This window comes from Streptomyces xiamenensis, assembly GCF_000993785.3.
Lineage (GTDB): Bacteria > Actinomycetota > Actinomycetes > Streptomycetales > Streptomycetaceae > Streptomyces > Streptomyces xiamenensis.
On sequence record NZ_CP009922.3, the window covers coordinates 773699 to 798276 of the forward strand.

At 73.5% G+C, this 24578-nt stretch carries 21 protein-coding genes; 11 read left to right on the plus strand and 10 right to left on the minus strand.

Going from position 1 to position 24578, the window contains the following annotated elements; translation table 11 throughout:
* Window positions 1-62 precede the first annotated feature (62 nt).
* Window positions 63-1871 carry an N-acetylmuramoyl-L-alanine amidase gene (locus SXIM_RS03430; RefSeq protein WP_046722905.1) on the plus strand — a complete coding sequence of 603 codons (1809 nt, stop codon included), beginning with the start codon at window positions 63-65 and terminating at the stop codon, window positions 1869-1871.
* A 33-nt stretch (window positions 1872-1904) separates the two neighbouring features.
* Here SXIM_RS03430 and SXIM_RS03435 read toward each other — a convergent pair whose 3' ends face one another.
* Both SXIM_RS03435 and SXIM_RS03440 read right to left on the minus strand, forming a co-directional pair.
* A complete protein-coding gene (locus SXIM_RS03435) occupies window positions 1905-2402 on the minus strand; it encodes a hypothetical protein (RefSeq protein WP_030728004.1) in 498 nt (165 codons plus the stop codon).
* Between the two features lie 28 nt (window positions 2403-2430).
* Window positions 2431-4248, minus strand: coding sequence for a serine/threonine-protein kinase (locus tag SXIM_RS03440; protein ID WP_046722907.1), 1818 nt, complete (start codon window positions 4246-4248; stop codon window positions 2431-2433).
* 453 nt (window positions 4249-4701) lie between these two features.
* On the opposite strand from SXIM_RS03440, the gene SXIM_RS03445 reads away from it, so the two are divergent.
* The gene (locus tag SXIM_RS03445) at window positions 4702-5322 is read left to right on the plus strand and encodes a bifunctional 4-hydroxy-2-oxoglutarate aldolase/2-dehydro-3-deoxy-phosphogluconate aldolase (protein ID WP_030728008.1); all 621 of its coding nucleotides are present in this window, start codon (window positions 4702-4704) and stop codon (window positions 5320-5322) included.
* A gap of 36 nt (window positions 5323-5358) precedes the next feature.
* Here SXIM_RS03445 and SXIM_RS03450 read toward each other — a convergent pair whose 3' ends face one another.
* Both SXIM_RS03450 and SXIM_RS03455 read right to left on the minus strand, forming a co-directional pair.
* Window positions 5359-5748: a VOC family protein gene (locus tag SXIM_RS03450; RefSeq protein WP_046722908.1), complete on the minus strand. Its 390-nt coding sequence runs from the start codon at window positions 5746-5748 to the stop codon at window positions 5359-5361.
* Complete coding sequence (locus tag SXIM_RS03455) at window positions 5736-6410, minus strand: YoaK family protein (protein ID WP_046722909.1); 675 nt, start codon at window positions 6408-6410, stop codon at window positions 5736-5738. Before SXIM_RS03455 ends, SXIM_RS03450 begins: the two co-directional genes overlap by 13 nt.
* A gap of 158 nt (window positions 6411-6568) precedes the next feature.
* On the opposite strand from SXIM_RS03455, the gene dhaK reads away from it, so the two are divergent.
* From dhaK to SXIM_RS03480, 5 genes are all read left to right on the plus strand, one after another.
* On the plus strand, window positions 6569-7561 hold the full coding sequence (gene dhaK / locus SXIM_RS03460) for a dihydroxyacetone kinase subunit DhaK (RefSeq protein WP_046722910.1): 993 nt from the start codon (window positions 6569-6571) through the stop codon (window positions 7559-7561).
* Between the two features lie 23 nt (window positions 7562-7584).
* Entirely contained in the window at window positions 7585-8193 is a 609-nt protein-coding gene (gene dhaL, locus SXIM_RS03465; RefSeq protein WP_030728017.1) for a dihydroxyacetone kinase subunit DhaL, read from the plus strand.
* Window positions 8186-8599: a PTS-dependent dihydroxyacetone kinase phosphotransferase subunit DhaM gene (locus tag SXIM_RS03470; RefSeq protein WP_030728020.1), complete on the plus strand. Its 414-nt coding sequence runs from the start codon at window positions 8186-8188 to the stop codon at window positions 8597-8599. The genes dhaL and SXIM_RS03470 overlap by 8 nt, the downstream gene beginning before the upstream one ends.
* A gap of 222 nt (window positions 8600-8821) precedes the next feature.
* Window positions 8822-9112, plus strand: a complete 291-nt coding sequence (locus SXIM_RS03475) for a hypothetical protein (protein ID WP_148236062.1) — start codon at window positions 8822-8824, stop codon at window positions 9110-9112.
* A 58-nt stretch (window positions 9113-9170) separates the two neighbouring features.
* Entirely contained in the window at window positions 9171-9665 is a 495-nt protein-coding gene (locus SXIM_RS03480) for an NUDIX hydrolase (RefSeq protein WP_030728026.1), read from the plus strand.
* On the opposite strand, the gene SXIM_RS03485 is transcribed toward SXIM_RS03480, so the two are convergent.
* A complete protein-coding gene (locus SXIM_RS03485) occupies window positions 9581-10399 on the minus strand; it encodes a glutamate racemase (protein ID WP_046722912.1) in 819 nt (272 codons plus the stop codon). The two genes, SXIM_RS03480 and SXIM_RS03485, sit on opposite strands and share 85 nt — an antisense overlap.
* Window positions 10400-10429: 30 nt before the next feature.
* Window positions 10430-11668: a TerD family protein gene (locus SXIM_RS03490; protein WP_030728032.1), complete on the minus strand. Its 1239-nt coding sequence runs from the start codon at window positions 11666-11668 to the stop codon at window positions 10430-10432.
* A 263-nt stretch (window positions 11669-11931) separates the two neighbouring features.
* Here SXIM_RS03490 and SXIM_RS03495 point away from each other — a divergent pair, with 263 nt between their 5' ends.
* Entirely contained in the window at window positions 11932-12618 is a 687-nt protein-coding gene (locus tag SXIM_RS03495; protein ID WP_324604806.1) for a DUF6643 family protein, read from the plus strand.
* 114 nt (window positions 12619-12732) lie between these two features.
* Here the strand turns inward: SXIM_RS03495 and SXIM_RS03500 are convergent, their stop codons facing one another.
* Window positions 12733-14136, minus strand: a complete 1404-nt coding sequence (locus tag SXIM_RS03500) for a family 2B encapsulin nanocompartment shell protein (RefSeq protein ID WP_046722913.1) — start codon at window positions 14134-14136, stop codon at window positions 12733-12735.
* Between the two features lie 2 nt (window positions 14137-14138).
* Window positions 14139-15563 carry a family 2B encapsulin nanocompartment shell protein gene (locus SXIM_RS03505; RefSeq protein WP_030728041.1) on the minus strand — a complete coding sequence of 475 codons (1425 nt, stop codon included), beginning with the start codon at window positions 15561-15563 and terminating at the stop codon, window positions 14139-14141.
* Window positions 15564-15859: 296 nt separating this feature from the next.
* Between SXIM_RS03505 and SXIM_RS03510 the strand changes: the two genes are divergently transcribed.
* Complete coding sequence (locus SXIM_RS03510; RefSeq protein ID WP_046722914.1) at window positions 15860-18268, plus strand: right-handed parallel beta-helix repeat-containing protein; 2409 nt, start codon at window positions 15860-15862, stop codon at window positions 18266-18268.
* 51 nt (window positions 18269-18319) lie between these two features.
* Here SXIM_RS03510 and SXIM_RS03515 read toward each other — a convergent pair whose 3' ends face one another.
* Window positions 18320-20596, minus strand: a complete 2277-nt coding sequence (locus tag SXIM_RS03515; RefSeq protein WP_046722915.1) for a hypothetical protein — start codon at window positions 20594-20596, stop codon at window positions 18320-18322.
* A 133-nt stretch (window positions 20597-20729) separates the two neighbouring features.
* Between SXIM_RS03515 and SXIM_RS03520 the strand changes: the two genes are divergently transcribed.
* Window positions 20730-21569, plus strand: coding sequence for a DeoR/GlpR family DNA-binding transcription regulator (locus SXIM_RS03520; RefSeq protein WP_030728049.1), 840 nt, complete (start codon window positions 20730-20732; stop codon window positions 21567-21569).
* Window positions 21570-21593: 24 nt separating this feature from the next.
* On the opposite strand, the gene SXIM_RS03525 is transcribed toward SXIM_RS03520, so the two are convergent.
* Window positions 21594-22727: a PLP-dependent cysteine synthase family protein gene (locus tag SXIM_RS03525; protein WP_030728052.1), complete on the minus strand. Its 1134-nt coding sequence runs from the start codon at window positions 22725-22727 to the stop codon at window positions 21594-21596.
* Window positions 22728-22867: 140 nt separating this feature from the next.
* On the opposite strand from SXIM_RS03525, the gene SXIM_RS03530 reads away from it, so the two are divergent.
* Window positions 22868-24517: a bifunctional 3'-5' exonuclease/DNA polymerase gene (locus SXIM_RS03530; protein WP_046722916.1), complete on the plus strand. Its 1650-nt coding sequence runs from the start codon at window positions 22868-22870 to the stop codon at window positions 24515-24517.
* Window positions 24518-24578 lie beyond the last annotated feature (61 nt).

A 24578-nucleotide genomic window follows, 5' to 3' on the forward strand; every position in this document is an offset into this window, starting at 1 on the left:
GGCCGGGCGGCGCGCGGGTGAGGTCGTTGACTCGCGCATAGCGGACATATAGTCATACGAGCGTGGAGTCCGTACACCGCGCCGGCGGCCGCGCGTCCCGCGCCGCCCTTGGCCTCGCCGTCGCGACGGCACTGCTGCTCCCCGGCGGCGCACTCGCCGCGGCACCGGCACCGGCACCGCCGCACGAAACGTCCCTGCGGCAGGCGTTCGGCGCCGCCGCCGAGCGCTACGAGGTGCCCGAGGCGCTCCTGCTCGGCCTCGGCTACCTCCACTCCCGCTGGGAACACCACGACGGCGCCCCCTCGGTCACCGGCGGCCACGGCCCGATGCATCTGCGGGAAGACGGCCCCGGCTGGGCCACCGTGAAGCGCGCCGCCGAACTGACCGGCCTGCCCGCCGAACGGCTGCGCACCGACCGGGCCGCCAACGCCGCCGGCGGGGCCGCGCTCCTCGCCCGCGCCCAGCGCGACCTCGGCCTGCCCGCGAGCCCCGACCCGGCGAACTGGTACGGGGCGGTGGCCCGTTACTCCGGCGCCGACACCGCGCAGGGCGCCGCGGCCTTCGCCGACGAGCTGTACACCGTCCTCGCCGAGGGCCAGGCCCGCCGCACCCCGGAGGGCCAGTACCTGCACCTGCCCGCCCACCCGCGCCTGTCCCCCGCCACCGCCCAACTGGCGCTGCTCGGCCTGCCCGGCGCCGCGAACGCCACGGCGGACGCCACCGAATGCCCCGCCGACGTGACCTGCGTGTGGCAGCCCGCCGCGTACGAGGAGTACCCCGGCGCCGACGGCGAACCCGACTACGGCAACCACGACAAGGCCGACCGGCCCGCCTCACAGCGCGTGGAATACATCGTCATCCACGACGTCGAGGGCTACTTCGACAGCATGACCGAGCTGATCGAGGACCCGCGCTACGTCTCCTGGCACTACACCCTGCGCTCCTCGGACGGCCTGATCGCCCAGCACGTGCCCACCTCGGACGTCGCCTGGCACGCCGGGAACTGGTACGTCAACAGCAAGTCCATCGGCATCGAGCACGAGGGCTTCCTGGCCGAGCCCACCGCCTGGTACACGGAGGCCATGTACCGCTCCTCCGCCCGCCTGGTGCGCCACCTGGCCGCCGCGTACGACATCCCGCTGGACCGGCACCACATCATCGGCCACCACAATGTGCCGCCCATGCTGCCCGAGAACGCCTCCGCCATGCACAACGACCCGGGCCCGTACTGGGACTGGGCGCACTACTTCGACCTGCTCGGGGCGCCCTTCGGATCGGGGGCCGAGGAAGTGGCCGACGGCCCGCTGGTGGTCATCGACCCGCCGTACGCGGGCGGCACGGGCGACGGCTTCTCCGGGGTGGCGCTGCGCTCCTCCCCCGACCCGAAGGCGCCGCTGCTGGGCAACTCCTCGCTGGACATCGGGGACACCGGCGCCCGCGCCGGGGCCGGACAGACCTTCGTGCTCGCCGAGCAGCGCGGTGAGTGGACGGCGATCTGGTACGACGGCCGCAAGGGCTGGTTCCACAACCCGCCGGACGCCCGGACCGCGTACCGCGCCGACGGCGCGCGCGTCACCGGGTTGAGCGGCACCGGCAAGGGGGACACCGTACCGGTGTACGGCCGCGCCTACCCCGAGGCGGCCGCCTATCCGCAGGACCTGCCGCCGGAGAAGGTGACGCCGATCGCGGAGTTCCCGGCGGACCAGGAGTACGCGCTCGGGCTGAGCACATCCGCCGAGTTCCTCGCGGCACGCTCCTTCGACCCGGCGCGGCACCGGGTGATCAGGGGCGAGGAGTACCACCAGATCCAGGTCGGCCACCGGATCGGGTACGTACGGGCGGCCGACGTGCGCCTGCTGCCGCCCTCCTGAGGCGGCCCGGGCCGGCCCCGGCCGCGCCGTGCGCTACTGCTGGAACATCTCCGCGGGCAGCGGCTTCAGCAGCTGGTACAGCTCGTCGGTGATCGGCCGCTCCCAGCTGGCGATGGTGACCAGCACCCCGTCGCTGCGGTCGAACTGCACGCAGGACACCCGGCTCTCCGAGCAGGTGATCCGGTGCACGATCAGCAGGTTGTCGTCGTGCATCACCGGGATGTCCTCGGACCCGATGACCCGCACGTCCTCGTCGATCTCCAGGGCCGCGAGCAGCTGATGCACCTCGAAGGGCACATCGTCCTCTTCGATGTCGCGGGCCGGCGATCCCTGCGGGAGGTTGCCGATGACCATCGCGGGGCCGCGCCCGCCGAACAGGTCGTAGCGCAGCACCACACCCTGGCAGCTCCCGTCGGGCGCGGGCAGCAGGCCGGCGCCCAGAACTCCCGGCCAGTCACCGGGATCCATGGCCAGTACGTCGAAGTCCGGGCCCGCGGGGGACGCGGCGCTGCGGCGGCGGAGAAAGGACATACCCGCAATGGTACGTGGCCCGCGCCGGTCATCCGCCGGGACCGGCACCGCTGTCCCAGCCGCTCTCCCACCCGTTGTCCCAGCCGTCGGCCGCCCGCCGGTACAGCAGTGCCGCCTCCTGCGGGCGGCCCAGGCGTTCCAGGCAGTACGCCTCGTCGTTGCGGCTGGTGGCGGTGTCCGGATGGGCGGCGCCGAGCACCTTCTCCCGGGCCCGGCGCACCTGCCGGTACTCGGTCAGCGCCTCCGCCCAGCGGCCCAGCCAGCCCAGCGCGATGGCGATCTCGCGGCGGCTGACGAGGGTGTCCCGGTCGTCGGGGCCCAGCACCCTGGCGCGCAGCGACCACACCTGCCGGGCCTCCGCCAGTGCCTCCGCCCAGCGGCCCAGCCGCCCCAGCGAGATGCCCCGGCCGTGCCGGGCGCGCAGCGTCCGCGGATGGCGGTCCCCGAACCGGCCGGCGCACACCGCGATCAGCTCCTGGTACAGGGCCAGCGCCTGGTCGGGGTGGCCGAGCCGGCCCAGGCAGATGCCCATCTCGAACCGGGCGTCCAGCGCCTCGGGCGCCCCGGTGGCGGCGACCGGCCGGTGGGCGGCGAGCGCCTCGGCCCAGCGGCCCAGGCGGCGCAGCGCGTGGGCGAGCTGGTACTGGCTGGCCAGAGTGTCCGGATGAGCGGCTCCCAGGGCGCGTTCGCGTTCGGCGGCCAGCGCGCGGTGTGCCTCGTACGCCTCGGGCCAGCGGTCGAGACGGCCCAGCGCGAGGGCGGCGCGGTGCCGTCCGGCGAGCACGGCCAGGTACTCGGGGGCGGGGCGCGGCCCGGGCAGCGTGCTGGTGACCGGGCCGGTCCACGGTCCGGTGAGGCCGGACGTGCGGTCGGGGGGCGGCAGGCGCAGCGACCACGAGCCGCTGGCCCGGGATCCGGCGCGCATCCCGCGGGTCCACTCCGGCAGCGGTCCCTCGCCGTCGACGCCGCTGCCGCCGCCGTTGCCGCCGGCCGGGGTCACCGGGCCGGCGTCCAGCTCCCGTACCAGCACAGCGGCGTCCGCCGGGCGGTCTTCGGGACGTTTGGCGAGCAGCGCGAGGATCAGCCGGTCCAGCGGTTCGGGGATCTCCGGGCGGTGGCTGCTGGGCGGTACCGGGAGGTGGTCGCGGTGGCCGATCAGGATGGCCCAGGGGTCGCCGAGGTCGAAGGGCGGTGCGCCGGTGGCCAGCTCGTACAGCACACAGCCCAGCGAGTACAGATCGCCGCGGTGGTCCACGGGCTGTCCGGCGATCTGCTCGGGCGACATGTAGTGCGGGGTGCCCATGGCCATGCCGAAGCCGGTCAGTTTGGTGGAGAACCCGATGTCGTGGGCGAGCCTGGCGATGCCGAAGTCGCAGATCTTGACGGTGCCGTCGGTCAGCCGCATCACGTTGGCCGGCTTGAGGTCGCGGTGCACCACACCCTGTTCGTGGGTGTAGGCGAGGGCGGCGGCGGTCTGGGCCGCGATGTCGGTGACGTCCTCGACGGGCAGCGGGGCGCCGCCGCCCTCGTTCAGCACCTGGCTGAGGTTGCGGCCGACGAGCAGTTCCATGACGAGGTACAGCAGTCCGTCGTCCTCGCCGAAGTCGTGGACGACGGTGATCCCCCGGTGCTGGAGCCCGGCCGCCACCCGCGCCTCGCGCCGGAAGCGCTGCCGCAGCACCCGCAGGAAGGACTCCTCGCGCCCCGACCCCAGCGGCTTGAGGCATTTGACGGCCACCCGCCGGTCCAGTGCCTCGTCCCTGGCGCTCCAGACCTCCCCCATGCCGCCCCGGCCGATCAGCTCCAGCAGCTGATACCGGCCGTGAATCACCGGACGCTCCGTCATGTCCCCCTTCTTCCGCCATTCCCGACCCGGGCGGAGACGTCTCCGCAGGGGCCAGTATGACGGCCCCATCCGCTCCCGTGACGGTGAGCGGCCGGGCCGGGGAGGCGCTGGAGGCGGCCCGGGCGGCGGCCACGGCGGCCATCGGGTCCGGCAGCGCGTCACTCAAGGAGGTGACCGCCTTCGCCGGGCGGCGTGCCGCGGTGCGGGGCCCGGATCAGCGGGCGGCGGCGGTGACGGCGGTGACGGGCGTTCGGCGCAGGCGCCGACGGGTGGCGCCGGCCGGGCCGAAGCCGACCACCCGGCGCGGGTACGCGCGGTACCCGGACCGGGCCCGTGAGCTGATCGACGGCACGCGTGGGCGCCGGCCCCGCGCGGCGCGCGCCGCGGGGCGCACCGTGCCCGATGATGCGGGAACAAGGACGGACCGCCCAGCGCCATACAGGAGTCGCCCCGATGACGGATCTTCCCCTCCCCCGCTCCACGTTCTTCGACGAGGCGTTCGCCGGTGTCCCGGTGATGGGGATCTTCCGGGGCTACGACCCGGAAGCCACCGTGGAACTGTGCGAGCGGGCCTGGGACCTGGGTATCCGGATGGTCGAGGTGCCGGTCCAGGATCCGTCCGCGTTCTCCTCCCTGCGGGCCGCCGTCGCCGCCGGGGCCGAGCGCGGGCTGCCGGTCGGGGCCGGGTCCGTGCTCTCGGCGGCGCAGGTGCGGGAGGTGGCGGTGGCGGGCGCCGCGTTCGCCGTCTCACCGGGGATGCTGCCGGAGGTGGCCGGGGCCTGCGGTGAGCACGGACTGCCGTATCTGCCGGGGGTCGCGAGCGCCACGGAGATCGCGCAGGCGCTGGCGCTCGGCCTCGGCTGGCTGAAGGTGTTCCCGGCCGCCCAGCTGACCCCGGGCTGGGTCCGTGCCCAGCTCGCCCCGTTCCCCGACGTGTCGCTGGTGGCGACGGGCGGCGTCGACGCCTACAACGCCCAGGACTTCCTGGCGGCCGGCTGCCGGGCGGTGGGAGTGGGTTCGGCTCTGGAGGACGGGGCGCAACTGGAGCAGCTGGCGGACTTGATGCGGGCCTGACGCCGGACCGGGACCGGTCGGGCCCGGTCCGACCGCTCAGCCGTCGGCGGCGTGCTCGGCGCGCTGGGACGCGCTGCGCAGCACACAGAACTCGTTGCCCTCCGGATCTGCCAGGACGACCCACCCTGTTCCGTCGGGCCGCCGGTGGTCCGCGACCAGGGTGGCGCCGAGGTCCAGCAGCCGTGCGGTCTCCTCCTCGCAGCTGGTGTCCGGGCGCAGACACAGGTGGATGCGGTTCTTGACGGTCTTGGGCTCCGGCACCTGGTTGAAGTGCAGCAGCGGCCCGGAGGGCAGCAGCACCTGGGTCTCCTCGGCGCCGGGACCGTCCTCCGCGTGCTGCGGGTATCCGGTCACCTTGCTCCAGAACTCGGCCAGCTCGTAGGCGTTCGCGCAGTCGATCGCCACGTTCTCCACTATCGACACCATGGCGCCGACCCTCCCCCACCACCCGGCCCCGCCGCCACCGGTTTACCCCAGGCGGCGGCCACCACCAGTACCGCCACCTGGGTGAGCAGCGCCGGCAACAGACCCAGGAGCGGATGCCAGTGAATCAGCAGAGCCCCGCCGAAGGCGCCCAGCAGCAGCGCCACCGGGGCCGCCGGCCTGCGCCTCCGCCGCGGGGACTCGGCGATCGCCAGCGCGGTGAGCGTGCTGGTGATGACGGTGGTGGGCAGGTCGGCGACGCCCAGCCGCCGGACGGCGCCGCCCTGCAGCCCCATGGCGAAGCCGAGCAGCCCGGCCAGCACGTCACGGGTGGCGACCGCCCACAGGGCTGTCACCAGGACCAGGGTCAGGGTGCTCGCGGTCAGTGCCGCGACGACCCGGGCCGGCCAGGCGCCGGGCGGCACCGTCTCCCGTACGACCCGTCCGGCCGCCACCGCGCCGACCACGAACGCCGCCAGCGCGATGCCCGTGCGCAGCAGCGGGATCTCGCCGTGCCCCGCGGCGGCGAAGCCGAGCAGCGCCACGTTGCCGGTCATGTTGGCGGTGAAGACCCGGTCCAGGGTCAGATAGCTGACGGCGTCCACCGAGCCGGTGGCGAAGGTCAGCGCGATGAGCAGCGCCACCCGCAGTCTGCTGTGCGTCACCTCGGCCTCCTCCGCCCGCCGCCGCGTCCCCCTCCTCCCTCACCCTGTGCGGCGCGGCGCCGCTCCGCATCCGGCCCGCCCGCGCTCTCCGGGTTCCCGCTCCCCCGGACGCCGCGCGCCCGGGTGCCGTACCGGTCCCGCGTCCGTAGGCTGGCCGAATGAAGATGCTGATGAACGTCCCGGAACGGGTGGTCTCCGACGCACTGCACGGAATGGCCCTGGCCCACCCGGAGTTGGTCGTCGACGTCGACAACCGGGTGATCGTGCGGCGGGACGCCCCGGTGGCCGGCAAGGTGGGCCTGGTCTCCGGCGGCGGATCGGGTCACGAGCCGCTGCACGGCGGCTTCGTCGGCCCCGGCATGCTGGACGCCGCCTGTGCCGGGGAGGTCTTCACCTCTCCCGTTCCCGATCAGATGGTACGAGCGGCCGCCGCCGTCGACAGCGGTTCCGGTGTGCTGCTGATCGTCAAGAACTACACGGGCGACGTCCTCAACTTCGACATGGCGGCCGAACTGGCCGAGGACGAGGGCGTACAGATCGCCAAGGTCCTCGTCCAGGACGATGTGGCCGTCACCGACAGCACCTACACGGCCGGCCGGCGCGGCACCGGCGGCACCCTGTTCGTGGAGAAGCTGGCCGGCGCCGCCGCCGAGGAGGGCGCGGACCTGGACCGGGTGGCGGCGATCGCCCGCCAGGTCTCCGACTCCTCCCGCAGCTTCGGGGTCGCGCTCAGCGCCTGCTCCACTCCCGCCAAGGGCGGCCCCACCTTCGATCTGCCGGCGGGCGAACTGGAACTGGGCATCGGCATCCACGGCGAGCCGGGCCGCGAGCGGCGCGCCATGATGACCTCGGGTGAGATCGCGGATGTCGCGGTGGACGCGCTGCTGGAGGATCTGCGCCCGGACGGTCCGGTGCTGGCGCTGGTCAACGGCATGGGCGGGACGCCGCTGCTGGAGCTGTACGGCTTCAACGCCGAGGTGCAGCGGGTTCTGACGGCCCGCGGGATCCCGGTGGCGCGTACCCTCGTCGGCAATTACGTCACCTCGCTCGACATGGCGGGCGCTTCGGTGACGCTGTGCCAGGTGGACGAGGAGCTGCTGCGGCTGTGGGACGCGCCGGTGAGCACGCCGGGGCTGCGCTGGGGCCGTTGAGCCAGGGGAGTGTGAGGACGAGGATGGACGCGGAATTCTTCCGTCGCTGGCTCACCGCGACGACACGGGCCGTGGAGGAGGAGGCCGACCGGCTCACGGAGCTGGACGCGGCCATCGGCGACGCCGATCACGGCGCCAATATGCGGCGCGGCTTCCGGGCGGTGTCCGAGGCGCTGGCTGCTCAGGAGCCCGATGTGGTGCTCACACCCGGCGCGGTGCTGATGCTGGCCGGGCGGACGCTGATCTCCAAGGTCGGCGGGGCGTCGGGGCCGCTGTACGGGACGCTGCTGCGGCGTACCGGCAAGGCGCTGGGCGACGCGCCCGAGGTGTCGGACGCCGAACTGCGGGCCGCGCTCGACGAGGGCGTGCGGGCGGTCGGGACGCTGGGCAAGTCCGAGGCGGGTGACAAGACGATGCTGGACGCGCTGATCCCGGGGGTCCGGGCGCTGGCCGAGTCCTATCCGGCGGCGCGGGACGCGGCCGCGCGCGGGGCGGAGGCCACCATCCCGATGCGGGCGCGGCGCGGCCGGGCCAGCTATCTGGGTGAGCGCAGCATCGGGCACCAGGATCCGGGGGCGACGTCCTCGGCGCTGCTGTTCGCGACCCTGGCGGAGGTGGCCGGCGATGTCTGAGGAGGAGGCGCTGGTCGGGGTCGTGCTGGTCTCGCACAGCAAGGAGGTCGCGGAGTCGGTGGTACGGCTGGCGGCCGGGCTGGCCGGCGGCGGGCGGCTGACGCTGCTGGCGGCGGCCGGCGGTGACGCGGACGGCGGTCTGGGAACCAACGCGGAGCTGATCACCGAGGCGGTGCGCCGGGTGGACCGGGGCGCGGGGGTGGCGGTGCTGGCGGACCTGGGCAGCGCGGTGCTCACCGTGCAGGCGCTGCTGGCCGAGGGCGACGAGCTGCCGCCGCGTACCCGGCTGGTGGACGCCCCGTTCGTGGAGGGCGCGGTGGCGGCGGTGGTCACGGCCTCGGCGGGGGCGGACCTCCAGGCGGTGGCGGACGCCGCCGGGGACGCCTACACCTTCCGCAAGATCTGAGGGCCGCCCGGCCCGGGCCGACCCGGTCGTGGCTCGGGCGGGTGCCGGCCGGCGGGACATCGCCCACGTGGCCGAGGTCCGCCGCAGTACTTCGCACCGCTACTTCCCGATCGGTCGGCGCCGGTCCGGGCCCTGTTGGTCGACTGCGCGGGGACCGGCCCAGCGGAGGCCAGACCCGACGACGGCCCGGTCTCCGAGGCCTTCCGCCGGCTGGTACGGACGATGTTCGACCTCGGATTCCGGGTCGGCTTCCTGTTCAACGAGGTCGGCGCGGGCGACTGGGACGACACGGCTTGGGAACGGGCGCACATGCCGGTCGCCATGCTCTTCCAACGCGGCCAGCGGGAGCGTTACTTCGACCACGAGCTGGAGCTCGACTGGTTCATCCGCACCCTGTGGTACCTGATCCCCGCCGGCTGGGAGTTGACGGACAAGAACGGCACGCCCCGGCACATCGCCCTGGACCGCGTCATCAGGACGCTGGAGGGCGGAGTCCGCGGGCCGCATGACTGACCGGTCCGCCCCCGGTCACGCCCTGCTCCGGCCCCTCCGGGACGGCTAGGGTCGGGCCATGGCTACCCCAGACTTCATTCGCGACCTCCGGCGGTCCGCAGGGCACCAGTTGCTGTGGCTGCCGGGCGTCAGCGCCGTCGTCATCGATGACCGGGAGCGGGTGCTGCTGGTACGCAGGGCGGACAACGGCGCGTGGACCGTCATCGGCGGGATCCCGGAGCCCGGCGAGGAGCCGGCCCTGACGGCGGTGCGCGAGGTGTACGAGGAGACCGCCGTCGAGGTCGAGGTGGAACGGGTGGTGTCGGTCGGGCCGACCGATGTCGTGGAGTACCCGAACGGCGACCGGTGCCAGTACATGGACATCTGCTTCCGCTGCCGCCCCGTCGGGGGCACGGCGCGGGTCAATGACGACGAGTCCTCGGAGGTCGGCTGGTTCGCACCGGACGCCCTGCCACCGCTCGCCGACCGTCAGCTGGCCCGGATCGCGCGGGCCCGGGTCGCGGACGCGGCGACCTGGTTCGGGTCGCCGCTCAGTCCGCGCGTCTCCGGGTAGGCGAGGGCGGCGGCCGGCAGCGGTGCCTCCCGGCCGCCCGCCAGCACCAGCAGAGCGCCGGTGGCGGGCGCGTCCGGCGCGGGCGCGGCACCGATCCGGCGCAGCGCCTGCGCGGCGACGGCGTCCGCCGAGCCGTACAGCGGCACCGGGCCCAGGTGCGCCAGGTGCTCCCGGATGGGGCCGGTGACGAGTTCGTAGTGGGTGCAGCCGAGCACGACGGCCGTGGTGCCGGCCGGGGTGAGTGCGGCGGCGGCCGTCACGGCGGCGGCGACGGCGTCGCGGTCGGCGCGTTCCACGGCGTCGGCGAGCCCGTGGCAGGGCACCTCGGTGGCGGTGGCACCCCCGGCGAAGTCCGCGATGAGCCGGCGCTGGTAGGGGCTGCCGGTGGTGGCGGGGGTGGCCCAGATCGCGAAGGGGCGGCCCGCGGCGGCGGCCGGCTTGATGGCGGGCACCGTGCCGATGACCGGGATGCCCGGTTCCAGCTCGGCCCGCAGCGCCTCCAGGGCGTGGACCGAGGCGGTGTTGCAGGCGACGATCAGAGCGTCGGGGCGGTGCCGGGCGGCCGCCCGGGCGCACTGCAGCGCCCGGGCGGTGATGTCCTGCGGGGTCCTGGGGCCCCAGGGCATGCCCTCGGGGTCGCCGGAGAGCAGCAGGGTGGCGTCGGGCCGCTGCCGGCGTACGGCGGCAGCGGCGGCCAGCAGCCCAAGACCGGAGTCGACGAGTGCGATCTTCACACCCGCCAGCCTACGTGCGCGGGGATCCGTTCACTTGCTGCCGGGGGTCCACTGCATGCCCCAGCCGTAGGCGTAGTCGACGGTGCGCTGCGGGCTGACCCGGGGCTCGGGCACCAGGTAGCGGGCCTCGCGCTGGACGATCAGCTCGCCGTTGGTGTTGGTGAGCAGGGCCAGGACACACACCGGGGAGTCGACGGTGCACTCGTCGAGGGTGAACTCGACGGGGGCGCCGTTCTGCGGGGTGAGCGTGACGGTGGCCGCGATGTCCTTGAAGCTCGCGGCGCCGGAGTAGATCGTCACGAAGATCACGATGCGACGCAGATCACGGACGTGATCGAGGTTGATGGTGAGGTTCTCGCCGGCGGCCACCGCACCCGTGCGGTCATCGCCGTCGAGGTGGATGTACGGGGGCTGGTGCAGGGCGCCGAACGCGTTGCCCAGGGCCTGGACGACACCCTTGCGGCCGTCGGCCAGCTCGAACAGGGCGCACAGGTCGAGGTCGAGGGCCCCGCCCATGGCCTTGCTGAACTTCTGCTTCCAGCTCTGCTGCTCCTGGGCGCGTTCCTGCCAGTTGAGGTTGACGCGGATGGTGCCGCTGGTGGCGCCCTGCTTGGCCAGCGAGATGCTGGGGGCGCTCTTGGTGAGCGTGACCTTGCTCAGCCGGACCGGGGCGGCGGGCGCGGCAGCGGGCCGGGCGGCGGGCGGCGGTGGCGCCTGGGCCGGTACGGGCGGGGCGGCGGGCGGCGCCGGGGTGTCGTCCACCGAGATGCCGAAGTCGGTGGCGAGCCCGCTCAGCCCGCTGTCGTAACCCTGGCCCACGGCGCGGAACTTCCAGCCGCCGCCGCGCCGGTACAGCTCGCCCAGGACGAACGCGGTCTCCGTGGAGGCGTCCTCGCTGTCGAAGCGGGCGAGTTCGGCACCGGTGTCGCCGTCCAGCAGCCGAATGTGGAGTCCGGGCACCGCGCCGAAGGCGCCGCCGTCGGCGGAGGCGGCCAGCACCACGGTCTCGATGCCGGGCTCCACGGAGCCCAGGTCGACGCCGAGCCGGTCGGTGACGGTGCCGCCGGTGGGCTGCTTGCCCTCGTGCCGCACGGCGCCCGAGGCGTGCCGGGGCTGGTTGTAGAAGATGAAGTCGTCGTCCGAGCGGACCTTGCGGTCGGCGAGCAGCAGCGCCGAGGCGTCCACGTCGGGTGCGCCGGGGGCGGCCTGCCAGCCGATCTCGACACGGACCGAGCGTGCCGTCACCGGGACATTGGCACCTTTGAGCATCTTCGCTTCCTCCGCGTCGGGTGGCCGGGCCGGCGCGCCGCTGTCCTGGGGCGCGTCATCAACTATGCACCACCGGTCCAACTACCCTCGGGTACGCCCCCGTCGGCGGGGGCGCGGCGGCGGTATGTGATCACTCATCGGCCATTTTTCTCCGGTTTTCCCGATATTCACGGGTATCGCGTGCTCGGGGACCCTCCGGGGACGGTAAAAGACCCGCTAATCGCTCTCCCCAACCACCACACGGTGGGCTTAACTTATGGAGCATGACCTCCCCTCGCCCCTACGGCGGTGGCTACTCCTCACCGTCATTCCCTGACACGCCCATCTACGACAGGTTGGTGGCCGAGCGGGGAACCCCGCAGATCGCCCCCATCCGGGTCTCGCTGCCCTACGATCAGCTGCACGGCTTCCCGTCCGCCAACCCCGTGCCCAGCGCCCAGCCGGCCCTGCCCGCGCTGCCGGCCCTGCCCTCGGCGGCCTCGCCCGCCCCGGCCCCGCAGCAGCACGGCTACCAGCCGAACGGCTACCCCGAGTACCAGTCGGCGATGCCGGCGCGCCAGCAGCTTCCGGCGCCCGCGCCGCAGGCTCCGGCCGCCTACATACCCCAGCAGGCGCCGGTGCAGCGGCCGTACCCGGGCCAGCAGGGGGCGCCCGCACCGGCCCCGCAGCAGATGCGGCCGGCCGCCGCCGCGCCCCGTCCGGCGGCGCCGCGACCGGTGCAGCCCGGCGGGTACGGCTACCCGAACCAGGGGCACAGCCAGGGGCAGGGCCAGAACTACGCGCAGGCCGCCCAGCAGAGCCACGGACCGGGGCAGGGACCGGGACAGGCGCAGGGGTACCAGGGTCAGTACCCGGCGGCGCAGCAGCAGCATCAGCAGCACCCGTACCCCGGTGCGGCTCAGCAGGGGCAGGGTCAGGGTCATCAGGGCGGCTACTGGAGCGAGCAGTAGGGCGGCGCGGGCGGGTTCGTCACCGGTTGCGGTAAACCGGCCCGCGGGGGCTCCGGGCGAAACCCCCGCGGTGGCCGGCGTTCGTGCTGTCCGAAAAGCGGCGGTGGATTACGGTCAGATTTCGACGTCCTCCAGAATGCCGAGGGCGTCGGGCACCAGGACGGCCGCCGAGTAGTAGGCACTGACGAGGTAGGAGATCACCGCCTTGTCGTTGATGCCCATGAAGCGGACGTTCAGACTGGGTTCGTATTCATCGGGAATTCCCGTCTGATGCAGCCCGACGACACCCTGGTTCTCCTGACCGGTACGCAGGGCGAGGACGGAGCTGGTGCCGGCTGCGGTCACCGGGATCTTGTCGCAGGGCAGCAGCGGGATGCCGCGCCACGAGCGCAGCCGTACGCCGTCGATCTCGGTGTCCTGCGGATAGATCCCCCGGGCGCTGCACTGGCGCCCGAAGGCGGCGATGGTGCGCGGGTGGGCCAGCAGGTACTGGGTCTTGCGGCGCCGTGAGATGAGTTCGTCGAGGTCCTCGGGGGTGGGCGGCCCGGTGCGGGTGTGGATGCGCTGCCGCAGATCGGCGTTGTGCAGCAGGCCGAACTCGCGGTTGTTGACCAGCTCGTGCTCCTGGCGTTCGCGCAACGCCTCGATGGTCAGCCGCAGCTGCTCCTCGACCTGGTCCATGGGTTCGCTGTAGAGGTCGGCGACCCGGGTGTGGACGCGCAGCACGGTCTGGGCGACGCTCAGCTCGTACTCGCGCGGGTGCAGGTCGTACTCGGCGAAGGTGCCGGGCAGTGCGGGCTCGCCGGTGTGTCCGGCGGCCAGCGCGATGTCGGCCTCGCCGCGCTTGTTGCGCGCGGGGGCGCTGCGGGCGGCGGCGGCCACCTCTTCCAGATGGGTGCGGAGCGCGGGCGCCACGTCGGCGACCGCGCGGACCCGGGCGAGCGGCAGGGCCAGGACGGTGGAGCGGGTGACGGCCTTGAGGGTGTGCGGCCAGGTACCGGGTTCGGGGGCGGCCAGGGCGTCGTCACCGGTGAAGTCGCCGTCGGCGAGGGTGCCGAGCTCCGCGGCCTCGTCGTAGGCGGCGGGGCCGAGCTTCCTGATCTTGCCGTGGGCGATCAGCAGGATCTCCTCGACCGGCCGGCCGAGGGCGGCGATGACGTCGCCCGGCCCGTACTCGCGCTGTTCGCAGTGGCCGGCGAGGGTGGTGAGCAGTTCGTGGTCGGTGATGCCGTGCAGCGCGGGCAGTTCGGTGAGCTGGGCCGGGATGACCCGGACCTGCGCGCCGGAGCTGACGAATTCCACCCGGCCGTTCCCGACTGTGTGGGTGAGCCGCCGGTTGACGCGGAAGGTGCCGGCCGAGACCTGCACCCAGGGCAGGATTTTCAGCAGCCACCGCGAGGAGATTCCCTGCATCTGCGGGGGCGTCTTGGTGGTGCTGGCGAGATTCCGCGCGGCAGCGGTGTCGAGGCTGGAGGCGGCGGGCGGTACGGAGGCCGCCGGATCGAGGGAAGTCGTCATGGTCAGTGCCCGATCTCCACGTCCTCGAGAATGCCGAGCGCGTCCGGCACCAGAACGGCCACCGAGTAATAGGCGCTCACCAAATAGGAGATGACGGCCTTCTCATTGATACCCATGAAGCGCACGGAAAGGCTGGGCTGGTATTCGTCGGGGATTCCGGTGCGGTGGAGTCCGACGACGCCCTGGGCCTTCTCGCCGGTGCGCAGGGCGAGGATCGAGGTGGTGCCGCGGTCGGTGACCGGGATCTTGTCGCAGGGCAGGACGGGGACGCCGCGCCAGGCCGGGACGGCGTGGCCGTCGAGGTCGGCGTTGGCGGGGTAGAGGCCGCGGCGGCTGAGTTCCCGGCCGAAGGCGGCGATGGCCTTGGGGTGGGCCAGGATGACGCTGGGCTCCTTCCAGACGGAGGCCAGGAGTTCGTCGAGGTCGTCGGGGGTGGGCGGGCCGGAGCGGGTGTGGATGCGCTGCCGCAGGTCGGCGTTGTGCAGCAGGCCGAACTCGCGGTTGTTGACCAGCTCGTGCTCCTGGCGTTCGCGCAACGCCTCGATGGTCAGCCGCAGCTGCTCCTCGACCTGGTTCATCGGCTCGTTGTACAGGTCGGCGACCCGGGTGTGGACGCGCAGCACGGTCTGGGCGACGCTCAGCTCGTACTCGCGGGGGCTGAGGTCGTAGTCGGCGAAGGTGCCGGGGAGGTCGGGTTCCCCGGCGTGCCCGGAGGCGAGTTCGATGGCGGATTCGCCGTGGGCGTTGTGGGACCGGGCGGAGGCGTCCCGGTCGCCGGCCCGGGCCAGGTGGGCGCTCAGCGTCTCGGATCGCTCGCGCACCCGGTCGAAGGCGGCCCGGCTCAAGGTGAGGACGGTGCCGCTGGTCAGGGCCGTCAGTCCGTGTTCGAGGCGGCCGGTCTCGGCGTCGGCGCCGGTGAGGGCGGCGTCCCCGTAGAAGTCGCCGTCCGCGAGTACCCGGAACTCGGTCTCGGCGTCGTAGAGTCCGGCGCCGCGTTCGCTGAGCTTGCCGTGGGCGATCAGGACCACCGTGTCGGCGGGCGCGCCGGCTTCGAGGATCGTCTCGCCGGGAGTGAAGTCCCGCTGCACGCAGGAGGCGGCGAGTTCCGCGAGGACCTCCTCGTCGGTGAATCCGGACAGGGCCGGGAGTTCGGCGAGTTCCGCGGGGATGACCCGCACTTCGGCGCCGGTGGACACGAATTCGATCCGGCCGTTTCCGAGAGTGTGGCTAAGGCGCCGGTTCACCCGGAACGTACCGCCGGAAACCTGCACCCAGGGCAGGACTTTGAGCAGCCACCGGGAGGTGATGCCCTGCATCTGCGGGGGCGTTTTGGTGGTGGTGGCGAGATTGCGGGCGGCCGCGGTGGCCAGGCTCAACTGGGCGTGGGAAGGGTTGCCGCCGGAGGACGGTTCCGTCGAAGTCGTCATGGTGCGAGACGGTAGGAGGAAGGAAAGACACCCGGCAATCACTCAAAAGAGAAGGCCATTTGAGGATTCTCGTAAAATCATCAGGGGTATCCGAGCGCCTTTTCTCCCCGCGCCACCACGGAGCGTCCCCAAGTCCCCACCATCGGTGACTCTTTGGGGCGAGCACGAGCGGATGTGCGAGATAGTGTTTGCGCAGGCCGCTGCGGTCATCCCATCAGCCCGCAGCACGCTACGGTGGGTTCTCGTACGCGTGTCAGCGCGCTCCGTCATCGCATCAGGTTGGGGCACACAAGTCCATGGCAGAAGGCTCGGTCCAGGTCACGCACACCGGAACTTCCCGCTGGCGGCGCCGGACCGCCGTCTATGGCACCGTCACCGAAGCCCTGGCCGCCGCCGCGGACGGTGACATCCTCGTGCTGGGCCCCGGCACCTACCGCGAGAACCTGGTGATCGAGCAGTCCGTCACCGTACGCGGCCCCGAGGAGAAAGAGGGCTCGGCCCGGATCGCGCCCGCCGACGGCGTACCGCTGACCGTACGCGGCTCCGCCATCGTGCAGCGCCTGCGCATCGAGGGCCAGGACATCGCGGCCCCCGCCGTCCTCATCGAGAACAGCACGCCGGAGCTGGCCGAACTGCTCGTCCGCACCTCCTCCGCCTCCGGCATAGAGGTGCGCGGCGGCGCACGGCCCACCGTGCGCCGCTGCGCGGTCAGCAACGCCACCGGCACCGGGATCAGCGTCCTGGACAGTGCCGGCGGCCTGTTCGAGGAGTGCGAGATCACCGAGTCGGGACAGACCGGCATCTCGGTGCGCGGCCCGGCCCACCTGCGGCTCGAACGCTGCCGGGTGCGGCGCGGCCAGGGCGCCGGGCTCGCCGTGGTGGGCGCGGACAGCGCGGTGGACGCGGTGGACTGCGACATCCACGACATCAAGGGGGCCGGGGTGCGGCTGGCCGAGCGCGCCACCGCCCACCTGACCGACTGCCGGGTGAGCGCCACCACCGGGGACGGCGTCACGCTGGAGTCGGAGGCCGTCCTGACCCTGACCGACTCCGAGATCCACGACATCCCGGAGAACGCGCTGGACCTGCGGTCGCGTTCGGTACTGACCCTGGTGCGCTCCACCGTGCGGCGGTTCGGCCGCAACGGGGTGTCGGTGTGGGACCCGGGCACCCACGTGGACGCCCACCACACCCGCATCCACGAGTCGACCGGTGACTACCCGGCGGTGTGGGTCAGCGACGGCGCGACGACCGTACTGGAGTCCTGCACCGTCGACCATGTGCCCGACGCGCTGTTCGTCCTGGACGCGGGTTCGCGCGCCGATGTGGTGGACAGCGAGATCGAGCACGTGCGCGGCTCGGCGATCTCGGTGAGCGACGGTGCCACCGCCCGGGTGGACGCGACCCGGATGCACCGGGTGGGCACCGGCGCCTGGTTCCGCGACCGGGGCAGCGGGGGGACGGTCACCGGCTGCACCATCGACCAGGCCACCACGGGCGTCATCGTCAGCAAGGACGCCGACCCCGCCGTCGAGGACTGTGTGATCACCGCGCCCGCCGAGGCCGGTTTCTACGTCTCGGCGCGCGGCAAGGGCACCTTCACCCGGTGCCGGGTGACGGGCTCACGCGGCTACGGCTTCCACATCATCGACGGTTGCCGCAGCGAGCTCATCCGCTGCCGCACGGAGCGGTGCGCGCGCGGCGGCTACGTGTTCTCCGAGAAGAGCCCGGTGCTGACGGACTGCCACAGCGACGAGGCGGTCGCGCCGGGCGAGAGCGTCACGCCCGAGCCGGTGGCCCCGCCGGTGACGCAGGTCAAGGCCACCGCGAAGGCGAAGCAGCCGCCGGCCGCCGCGGACCCGGCGACCGCCGCGCCCGCCGAGGAGCCCGCCGCGAGCCGCCCCTCGGACGAAGTACTGGCCGAACTGGAGTCCCTGGTCGGCCTGGACAGCGTCAAGCAGGAGGTCAAGGCGCTCATCGACATGATCGAGGTGGGCCGGCGCCGCCAGGCCGCCGGTCTCAAGGCCGCCTCGGTCCGCCGCCACCTGGTGTTCACCGGCTCCCCCGGTACCGGCAAGACCACGGTGGCCCGGCTGTACGGCGAGATCCTGCACTCCCTCGGGGTGCTGGAGCGCGGCCACCTCGTGGAGGTCTCCCGGGTCGATCTGGTGGGCGAGCACATCGGCTCCACCGCGATCCGCACCCAGGAGGCGTTCGACCGCTCGCGCGGCGGGGTGCTGTTCATCGACGAGGCGTACGCCCTGTCCCCCGAGGACGCCGGGCGCGACTTCGGCAAGGAGGCGATCGACACCCTGGTGAAGCTGATGGAGGACCACCGCGAGGCGGTCGTCGTCATCGTCGCCGGCTACACGGCGGAGATGGAGCGCTTCCTGGCCGTCAACCCCGGGGTCGCCTCCCGCTTCTCGCGCACCATCACCTTCGGCGACTACAACGCGGAGGAACTGCTGAGCATCGTCCGCCAGCAGGCCGGCGACCAGGAGTACGCGCTGGGCGAAGGCGCCGAGGAGGCGCTGCTGAAGCACTTCACCGACCTCCCCAAGGGGCCCACCTTCGGGAACGGCCGCACCGCGCGCCAGACCTTCGAGGCGATGGTCGAACGGCACGCCGGCCGGGTCGCCCAGCTCTCCGACCCCAGCACCGAGGATCTGACGCTGCTGTACCCGGAGGACCTGCCGGGCCACTGACACGGGCGGTGCGCGGGCGGTGCGCCCGGGTGCACCGCGCGTCCCGCCACCTCACGGCGCCTTCTCCGCGGCCCCCTCCCCCGGCTGCTGGTGCGGCAGCGCCACACCCGCCCCGCCGCCCGCCAGCCGCTCGAAGAGATCCGCCCGCGCCCGTCCGAAGGCCGGGTCCGCCGCGTAGTCGGCGTGCCCCAGGATCGGCTCGGGCAGCGGGCGGCGCAGATTGCGCCCGTAGTACAGGGGGTCGGGCAGCGGTCCCACATCCACCGGCTCCTGCCCCACCGGGCCGCCGATCGGATCGGTCTCGCGCCACAGATTGCTCCAGCACGGCAGCTCCGCGCGCAGCGCGTCCAGCCGGCGGGCCCCGAAGTACGCGGGGAACCACCGGCTGTACAGCCGTTCCAGCGGGGAGCCGTACGTCAGCAGCGCCACCCGGCTGCGGGTGGCCGGATCCAGCTGCCACACGGCCGCCGCCGCCAGCACGCTGCCCTGCGAGTGACCGGAGATGATCACCCGGCCGCCGGTCGAGTCGATCCAGGTGCCCATCCGCCACGACAGATCGGGCACCGCCCGCTCCGCGTAGCACGGCGGCGCGAACGGGTGGGCCGCGCGCGGCCAGAAGGTGCCGACGTCCCACAGGATGCCGATGGTGCGCCGCGCCGCCGCGTCCCGGTACGCGCGCCGGCCCACCGCCAGCAGCGCCACCACCATGAACCCGGCCAGCCACGACCCCAGCGTCTGCGAGAACTCCGCGAACCCCCGCACCGGCGCGGGGGCGTCCGCCGCCGCCACCGCCGGCGGCTCGCCGGTCAGCGTTCCGGCCACCACCGCGATCCCGAGCACCACCGAGGCCGCCGTCAGCACCCCTATCAGCTTCGGCGCCGCGTCGGTGAGGCGGGCCCGGGCGACGGCGGAGGCGATGGCGCGGCTGCGGTCCTGGTCCGGCGGGCAGTTCTCCCGGGCGTAGCGGTGCACGATCCCCGGTTCCAGCGCGGCGCGACGCCGCGCCACCGTCCGCAGCGCCACCACCAGCAGCACCAGCAGCACCACCAGCAGCGCGGGAATGGCGCTGGACTGCCAGCTCAGCTGCACCGGCGGACCCGCGATCACCGCCTCCGGGCCGCCGGTGGCGGCCGACTCCGGTTCCAGCCAGGCGCCCAGCCACTGCACCACCGCGCCGGTGAGCATGCCGCCCAGCGCGCAGGCGATCATCGCCACCGAGGCCCCGCCGATCCCCAGCAGCGCGCCCCGGTCGGTGCTCGGCGCGTGCCGGTGCAGATGGAAGGCGGTCAGCGCCAGGCCGAGCACCAGCACCCCCTGGACGATGGCGAGCACCGGATAGAAGGCGTCGCCCGCCGGGAGCGCGCCCTCGGCGGTCCACTGCGGCCGGCTCCAGCCGGTGTGCACCAGCGTCACCGCCAGCAGCGCCAGCGAGGCCCACGGCAAGGCGCTGACCACCGCGGGCGCCCCCGACTCGTCCGGTTCCTCCTCGCTGCGGCCGTGCCCCGCCTCCATGGCCGCCACCGCCACCCAGCCGCTCGCGGTCAGTACGGTCAGCGCCCACCACCACACCGTGCGCTCAAAGGTTCCCGTCGCGGTCAGCAGGACCGCGGTGATGGTCAGCAGCCCGACCGCGGTGTGCGCGGCCCGCAGCCGGCTGACCAGGGTGCGCCCGTACCAGAAGCCGGGCAGACTCAGCAGCGGCCGCTCGGGGCCGTCCGCCAGGGTGCGCACCGGCGGTGAGGCCGACTCGTACGCGCTCCAGGTGCGGTGCGAGAGCCACCACAGCAGCGCGGTCAGGGCCAGCGGCAGCACGGTGGCCAGCGCCAGGCGGCGCCCGGGCTGAGCCCACCAGCCGCCGTCGGGGCCCCAGAAGGCCAGCCAGGAGACGTCGGCGGTGCAGGCCGCCGAGGCGCCGCACTGCCAGGCGAGCAGGTCGAGCGCCGCCGAGCAGGCCCCGGCGACCAGCAGCACGGTGAGGGAGAGGGCGAGCAGGCGTACCAGCAGGTCATACAGCCGCTGGGTGCGGCGGGTGCCGCGGACGTCGGGCCGCATCCAGTGCGCGAGGTTGACGACCATGAAGGGGAGTAACAGCAGCCACAGGGCGCGGGCGCCGTTGCCCGAGGTCAGGTTGGACCAGGAGTACGCCTCGCGCAGCGGAGTGCCGTCGTCCCAGGGCCGGTCGGCCGCGTCGTCGGTACGCCGGTGGACGGAGGCCGTGTTGTCGCCGGTGATGCGGGTGGTACGGGGGTCCTCGAGCATCTTCTGCGGCGTGGTTCCGCCGACCCCGTGTACCAGCAGCTCCACCCCGGGTTCCGGTGAGGTGCTCATGACTAGAGGCTTCTCCGCGTCAGTGGTGGTTCGAACATGCGAAGATGACTCCTTCATCAGCCAATGGGGCGAACGCCGGTCAAGCGCTCCCCGCGCACGCGCGGACGTCCCCCGGCACCCCGGAGAGGATCCCGTGGCCGACAACCAGAACCTGCTGGCGGGGCAGCGACGCGCCCTGATCCTGGAGGAGGTTCGCCGCCGAGGTGGAATCCGGGTCAGCGAGTTGACGCGGATGCTCCAGGTCTCGGACATGACGGTCCGGCGGGACCTGGACGTACTCGCCCGGCAGGGCACCTTGGAGAAGGTGCACGGCGGCGCGGTGCCGGTCGATCAGGCGCGTACCCATGAGCCGGGCTTCGAGGCGAAGTCGGAGCTGGAGCTGACCGCCAAGAGCGACATCGCCCGCGCGGCGGCTGCCCTGGTCGTGCCCGGCACCGCGGTGGCGCTCGCGGGCGGCACCACCACCTTCGCCGTCGCCCAGCAGCTGGTGGACATCCCGGACCTCACCGTGGTCACCAACTCGGTGCGGGTCGCGGACGTCTTCCACGCGGCACGCCGCCCGGCGGAGGGGCGCGGCGCGGAGAGCGGAGCGGCCACGGTGGTGCTGACCGGCGGAGTGCGCACGCCCTCCGAGACATTGGTCGGCCCCGTGGCGGACGCGGCGATCAGCTCGCTCCACTTCGATGTGCTCTTCCTCGGCACGCACGGCATCTCGGTGGAGGCCGGGTGCTCGACGCCCAACCTCGCCGAGGCGGAGACCAACCGGCACTTCATCCGCTCGGCGCGCCGGGTGGTGGTGGTCGCGGATCACACCAAGTGGGGCACCACGGGGCTGAGTTCGTTCGCCTCACTGGACGAGGTGGACACCCTGGTGATGGACGCCGGGCTCGCGGCGGCCGACCGGGAGGAGATCGCGGAGCAGTTCGCCGAGCTGATCATCGCGGGCCCGGACACCGGCGGCAACGGCGGCTGACCCGGGCGCCGCCGCCGCGCGCCGTCAGCAGCTCCACCGCCCGGTGCGCAGGAAACCGTCGATGGCGCGGCGGTAGGGGTCCACGTCAAGGCCCTGCCGCGCCAGCCAGTCGTCCGAGTAGTACTTGTCGAGATAGCGGTCGCCGGGGTCGCAGATCAGCGTGACCACCGAGCCGGTACGCCCCTGCTCCACCATCTCGGCGACGATCTTCAGCGCGCTCCACAGCCCGGTGCCGGTGGAGCCGCCCGCCTTGCGGCCGATGGCGCCCTCCAGCGCCCGTACGGCGGCCACGCTGGCGGCGTCGGGCACCTTCATCATCCGGTCGATGGCGCCGGGCATGAAGCTGGGCTCCATCCGGGGCCGGCCGATGCCCTCGATGCGCGAGGCGCAGTCGCTCACCGCGCCCGGGTCGCCGGCCAGCCAGCCGTCGTAGAAGCAGGAGTTCTCCGGGTCGGCGACGCAGATGCGGGTGTCGTACTGCATGTAGTGGACGTAGCGGGCCAGGGTCGCCGAGGTGCCGCCGGTGCCCGCGGTGGCCACGATCCAGGCCGGTTCGGGGTAGCGCTCCAGGCGCAGCTGCTGGTAGATCGACTCGGCGATGTTGTTGTTGCCGCGCCAGTCGGTGGCGCGCTCGGCATAGGTGAACTGGTCCATGTAGTGCCCGCCCTGCTCGGCGGCGAGCGCGGCGGAGACCTCGTACACCGTGGCCGGGTCGTCCACCAGGTGGCAGCGCCCGCCGTGGAACTCGATCAGCCGGGTCTTGGCGCTGGAGGTGGTGCGCGGCATGACGGCGATGAACGGGACGCCGATCAGGCCGGCGAAGTACGCCTCGGAGACGGCGGTCGAGCCGCTGGACGCCTCGATCACCGGCCGCCCGGGGCGGATCCAGCCGTTGCACAGGCCGTACAGGAACAGTGAGCGGGCCAGGCGGTGCTTGAGGGAGCCGGTGGGGTGGGTGGACTCGTCCTTGAGGTAGAGGTCGATGCCCCAGGACTCCGGCAGTGGGAAGCGCAGCAGATGAGTGTCGGCGCTGCGGTTGGCGTCGGCCTGGACCTTGCGCACCGCGTCCTTGAGCCAGGCCCGGTACGCGGGGTCGCTGCGGTCGGTGTCCCCGGTGGCCACGACCGGCGGGCGGGCCTGCTGCTCACTGCTGTTCACGCCGCGATCATAGGCCGCGCCGTCCTCGTACGAGGAGGGCCCGGCGGAGCGGACGGTCCAGCAAGTCGCTCAGGTGTGCGAACGGCCCTGCGGTGCGGCGTGTGGCGCGCCCGTCGGTGACACCTGCAAGAATCGAGAATGTGTACGAATACGGGGGCCGTTGGGCCCTGGCGGAGCAACCCGACGGTTCGGCCCTGGTGTGCGCCCTGGACGAGCGGGGCCGGCCGGGCGGGCCGGTGGCGCACGAGCCGGACGCGGCCACCGCGATCACCGCACGGCCCGGAGTCGCCCGCTGGGTGTGGCGCTCCACCGCCGCGCTCTACCCGCGGCTGCTGGCGGCGGGCGTACGGGTGGAGCGGTGCTACGACGTGGAGGCGGCCGAGGCGCTGCTGCTCGGGTACGACGGCGGGTTCGGGCTGCCCCGTTCGCTGCCGGCCGCCTGGGCGCGGCTGCACGGAAGGCCGGCCCCCGAGGACCCCCGGCCGGCCGCCGCCGACTCCGGGCAGCCCTCCCTCTTCGACACCGGCCCGCCACCACCGCCCGCCGGCACCGATCCGCTGACCGCGCTCGTGGAGGTGTACGCGGACCAGCTCGTGCGCACCGCGCGGACCGACCGCCCCGGCCGGATGCGGCTGCTGCTGGCCGCCGAATCGGCCGGCACCCTCGTCGCCGCCGACCTGACCCGGGCCGGGCTCCCGTGGCGGGCCGACATCCACCGCGCGATGCTCGACGAGATGCTCGGCGAGCGCTACCCCGGCGGTCAGGAGACGCGGCGGCTGGCCGAACTGGCCGAGGAGATCTCCCACGCCTTCGGACACGGCCGGCGGGTACGTCCTGACCTGCCCGCCGACATCATCCGAGCCTTCGGGCAGGCCGGCATCAAGCTCACCTCCACCCGGGCCTGGGAGCTGCGCGAGATCGACCACCCGGCGGTGGAACCGCTGCTGGAGTACAAGAAGCTGTACCGCATCCACACCGCGCACGGCTGGTCCTGGCTGCGCACCTGGGTGCGGGAGGGCCGCTTCCGCACCGAGTACATCCCCGGCGGCGCTCCCTCGGGCCGCTGGACCTCCAACGGCGGCGGAGCGCTCCAGATCCCCCGGGTGGTACGGCGCGCGGTGGTCGCCGACCCGGGATGGCGGCTGGTGGTGGCGGACGCGGACCAGCTGGAGCCGCGGGTGCTGGCGGCGATCTCCGGCGACAGCGGACTGATGGAGGTGGCCGGCGGGGCGGGCGACCTGTACACGGCACTGTCGCACCGGGGGTTCTCCGGCGACCGGGAACAGGCCAAGCTGGCGCTGCTCGGCGCGATCTACGGGCAGACCTCGGGGGACGGCCTGAAGCACCTGGCCGACCTGCGCCGCCGCTTCCCGGCGGCCGTGGCCTACGTGGACGAGGCGGCGCGGGCCGGGGAGCGAGCCGCCCTGGTCCGCACCTGGCTGGGCCGCACCTGCCCGCCGGAGCCGAACACCGACGACTGGTCGGACACCTCCCCCGCGGCCCGCGCCCGGGGCCGCTTCACCCGCAACTTCGTGGTGCAGGGCAGCGCCGCCGAATGGGCGCTGCTGCTGCTCGCCGCGCTGCGCTCGGCGCTGCGCGGGATGCGGGCCGAGCTGGTGTTCTTCCAGCACGACGAGGTGATCGTGCACTGCCCGCAGGAGGAAACGGACCGGGTGCGCGCCGCCCTGGTCCACGCGGCGCAGACCGCGGCGACCACCACCTTCGGCCCCGGCCCGGTCCGCTTCCCGTTCACGACGGCGGTGGCCGAGTGCTACGCGGACGCCAAGTGATCCACCGGGAGCCGCCGGGCCACGGGGCCCGCTCGGCCCCACGGACGCGCGCCCGCGTAAC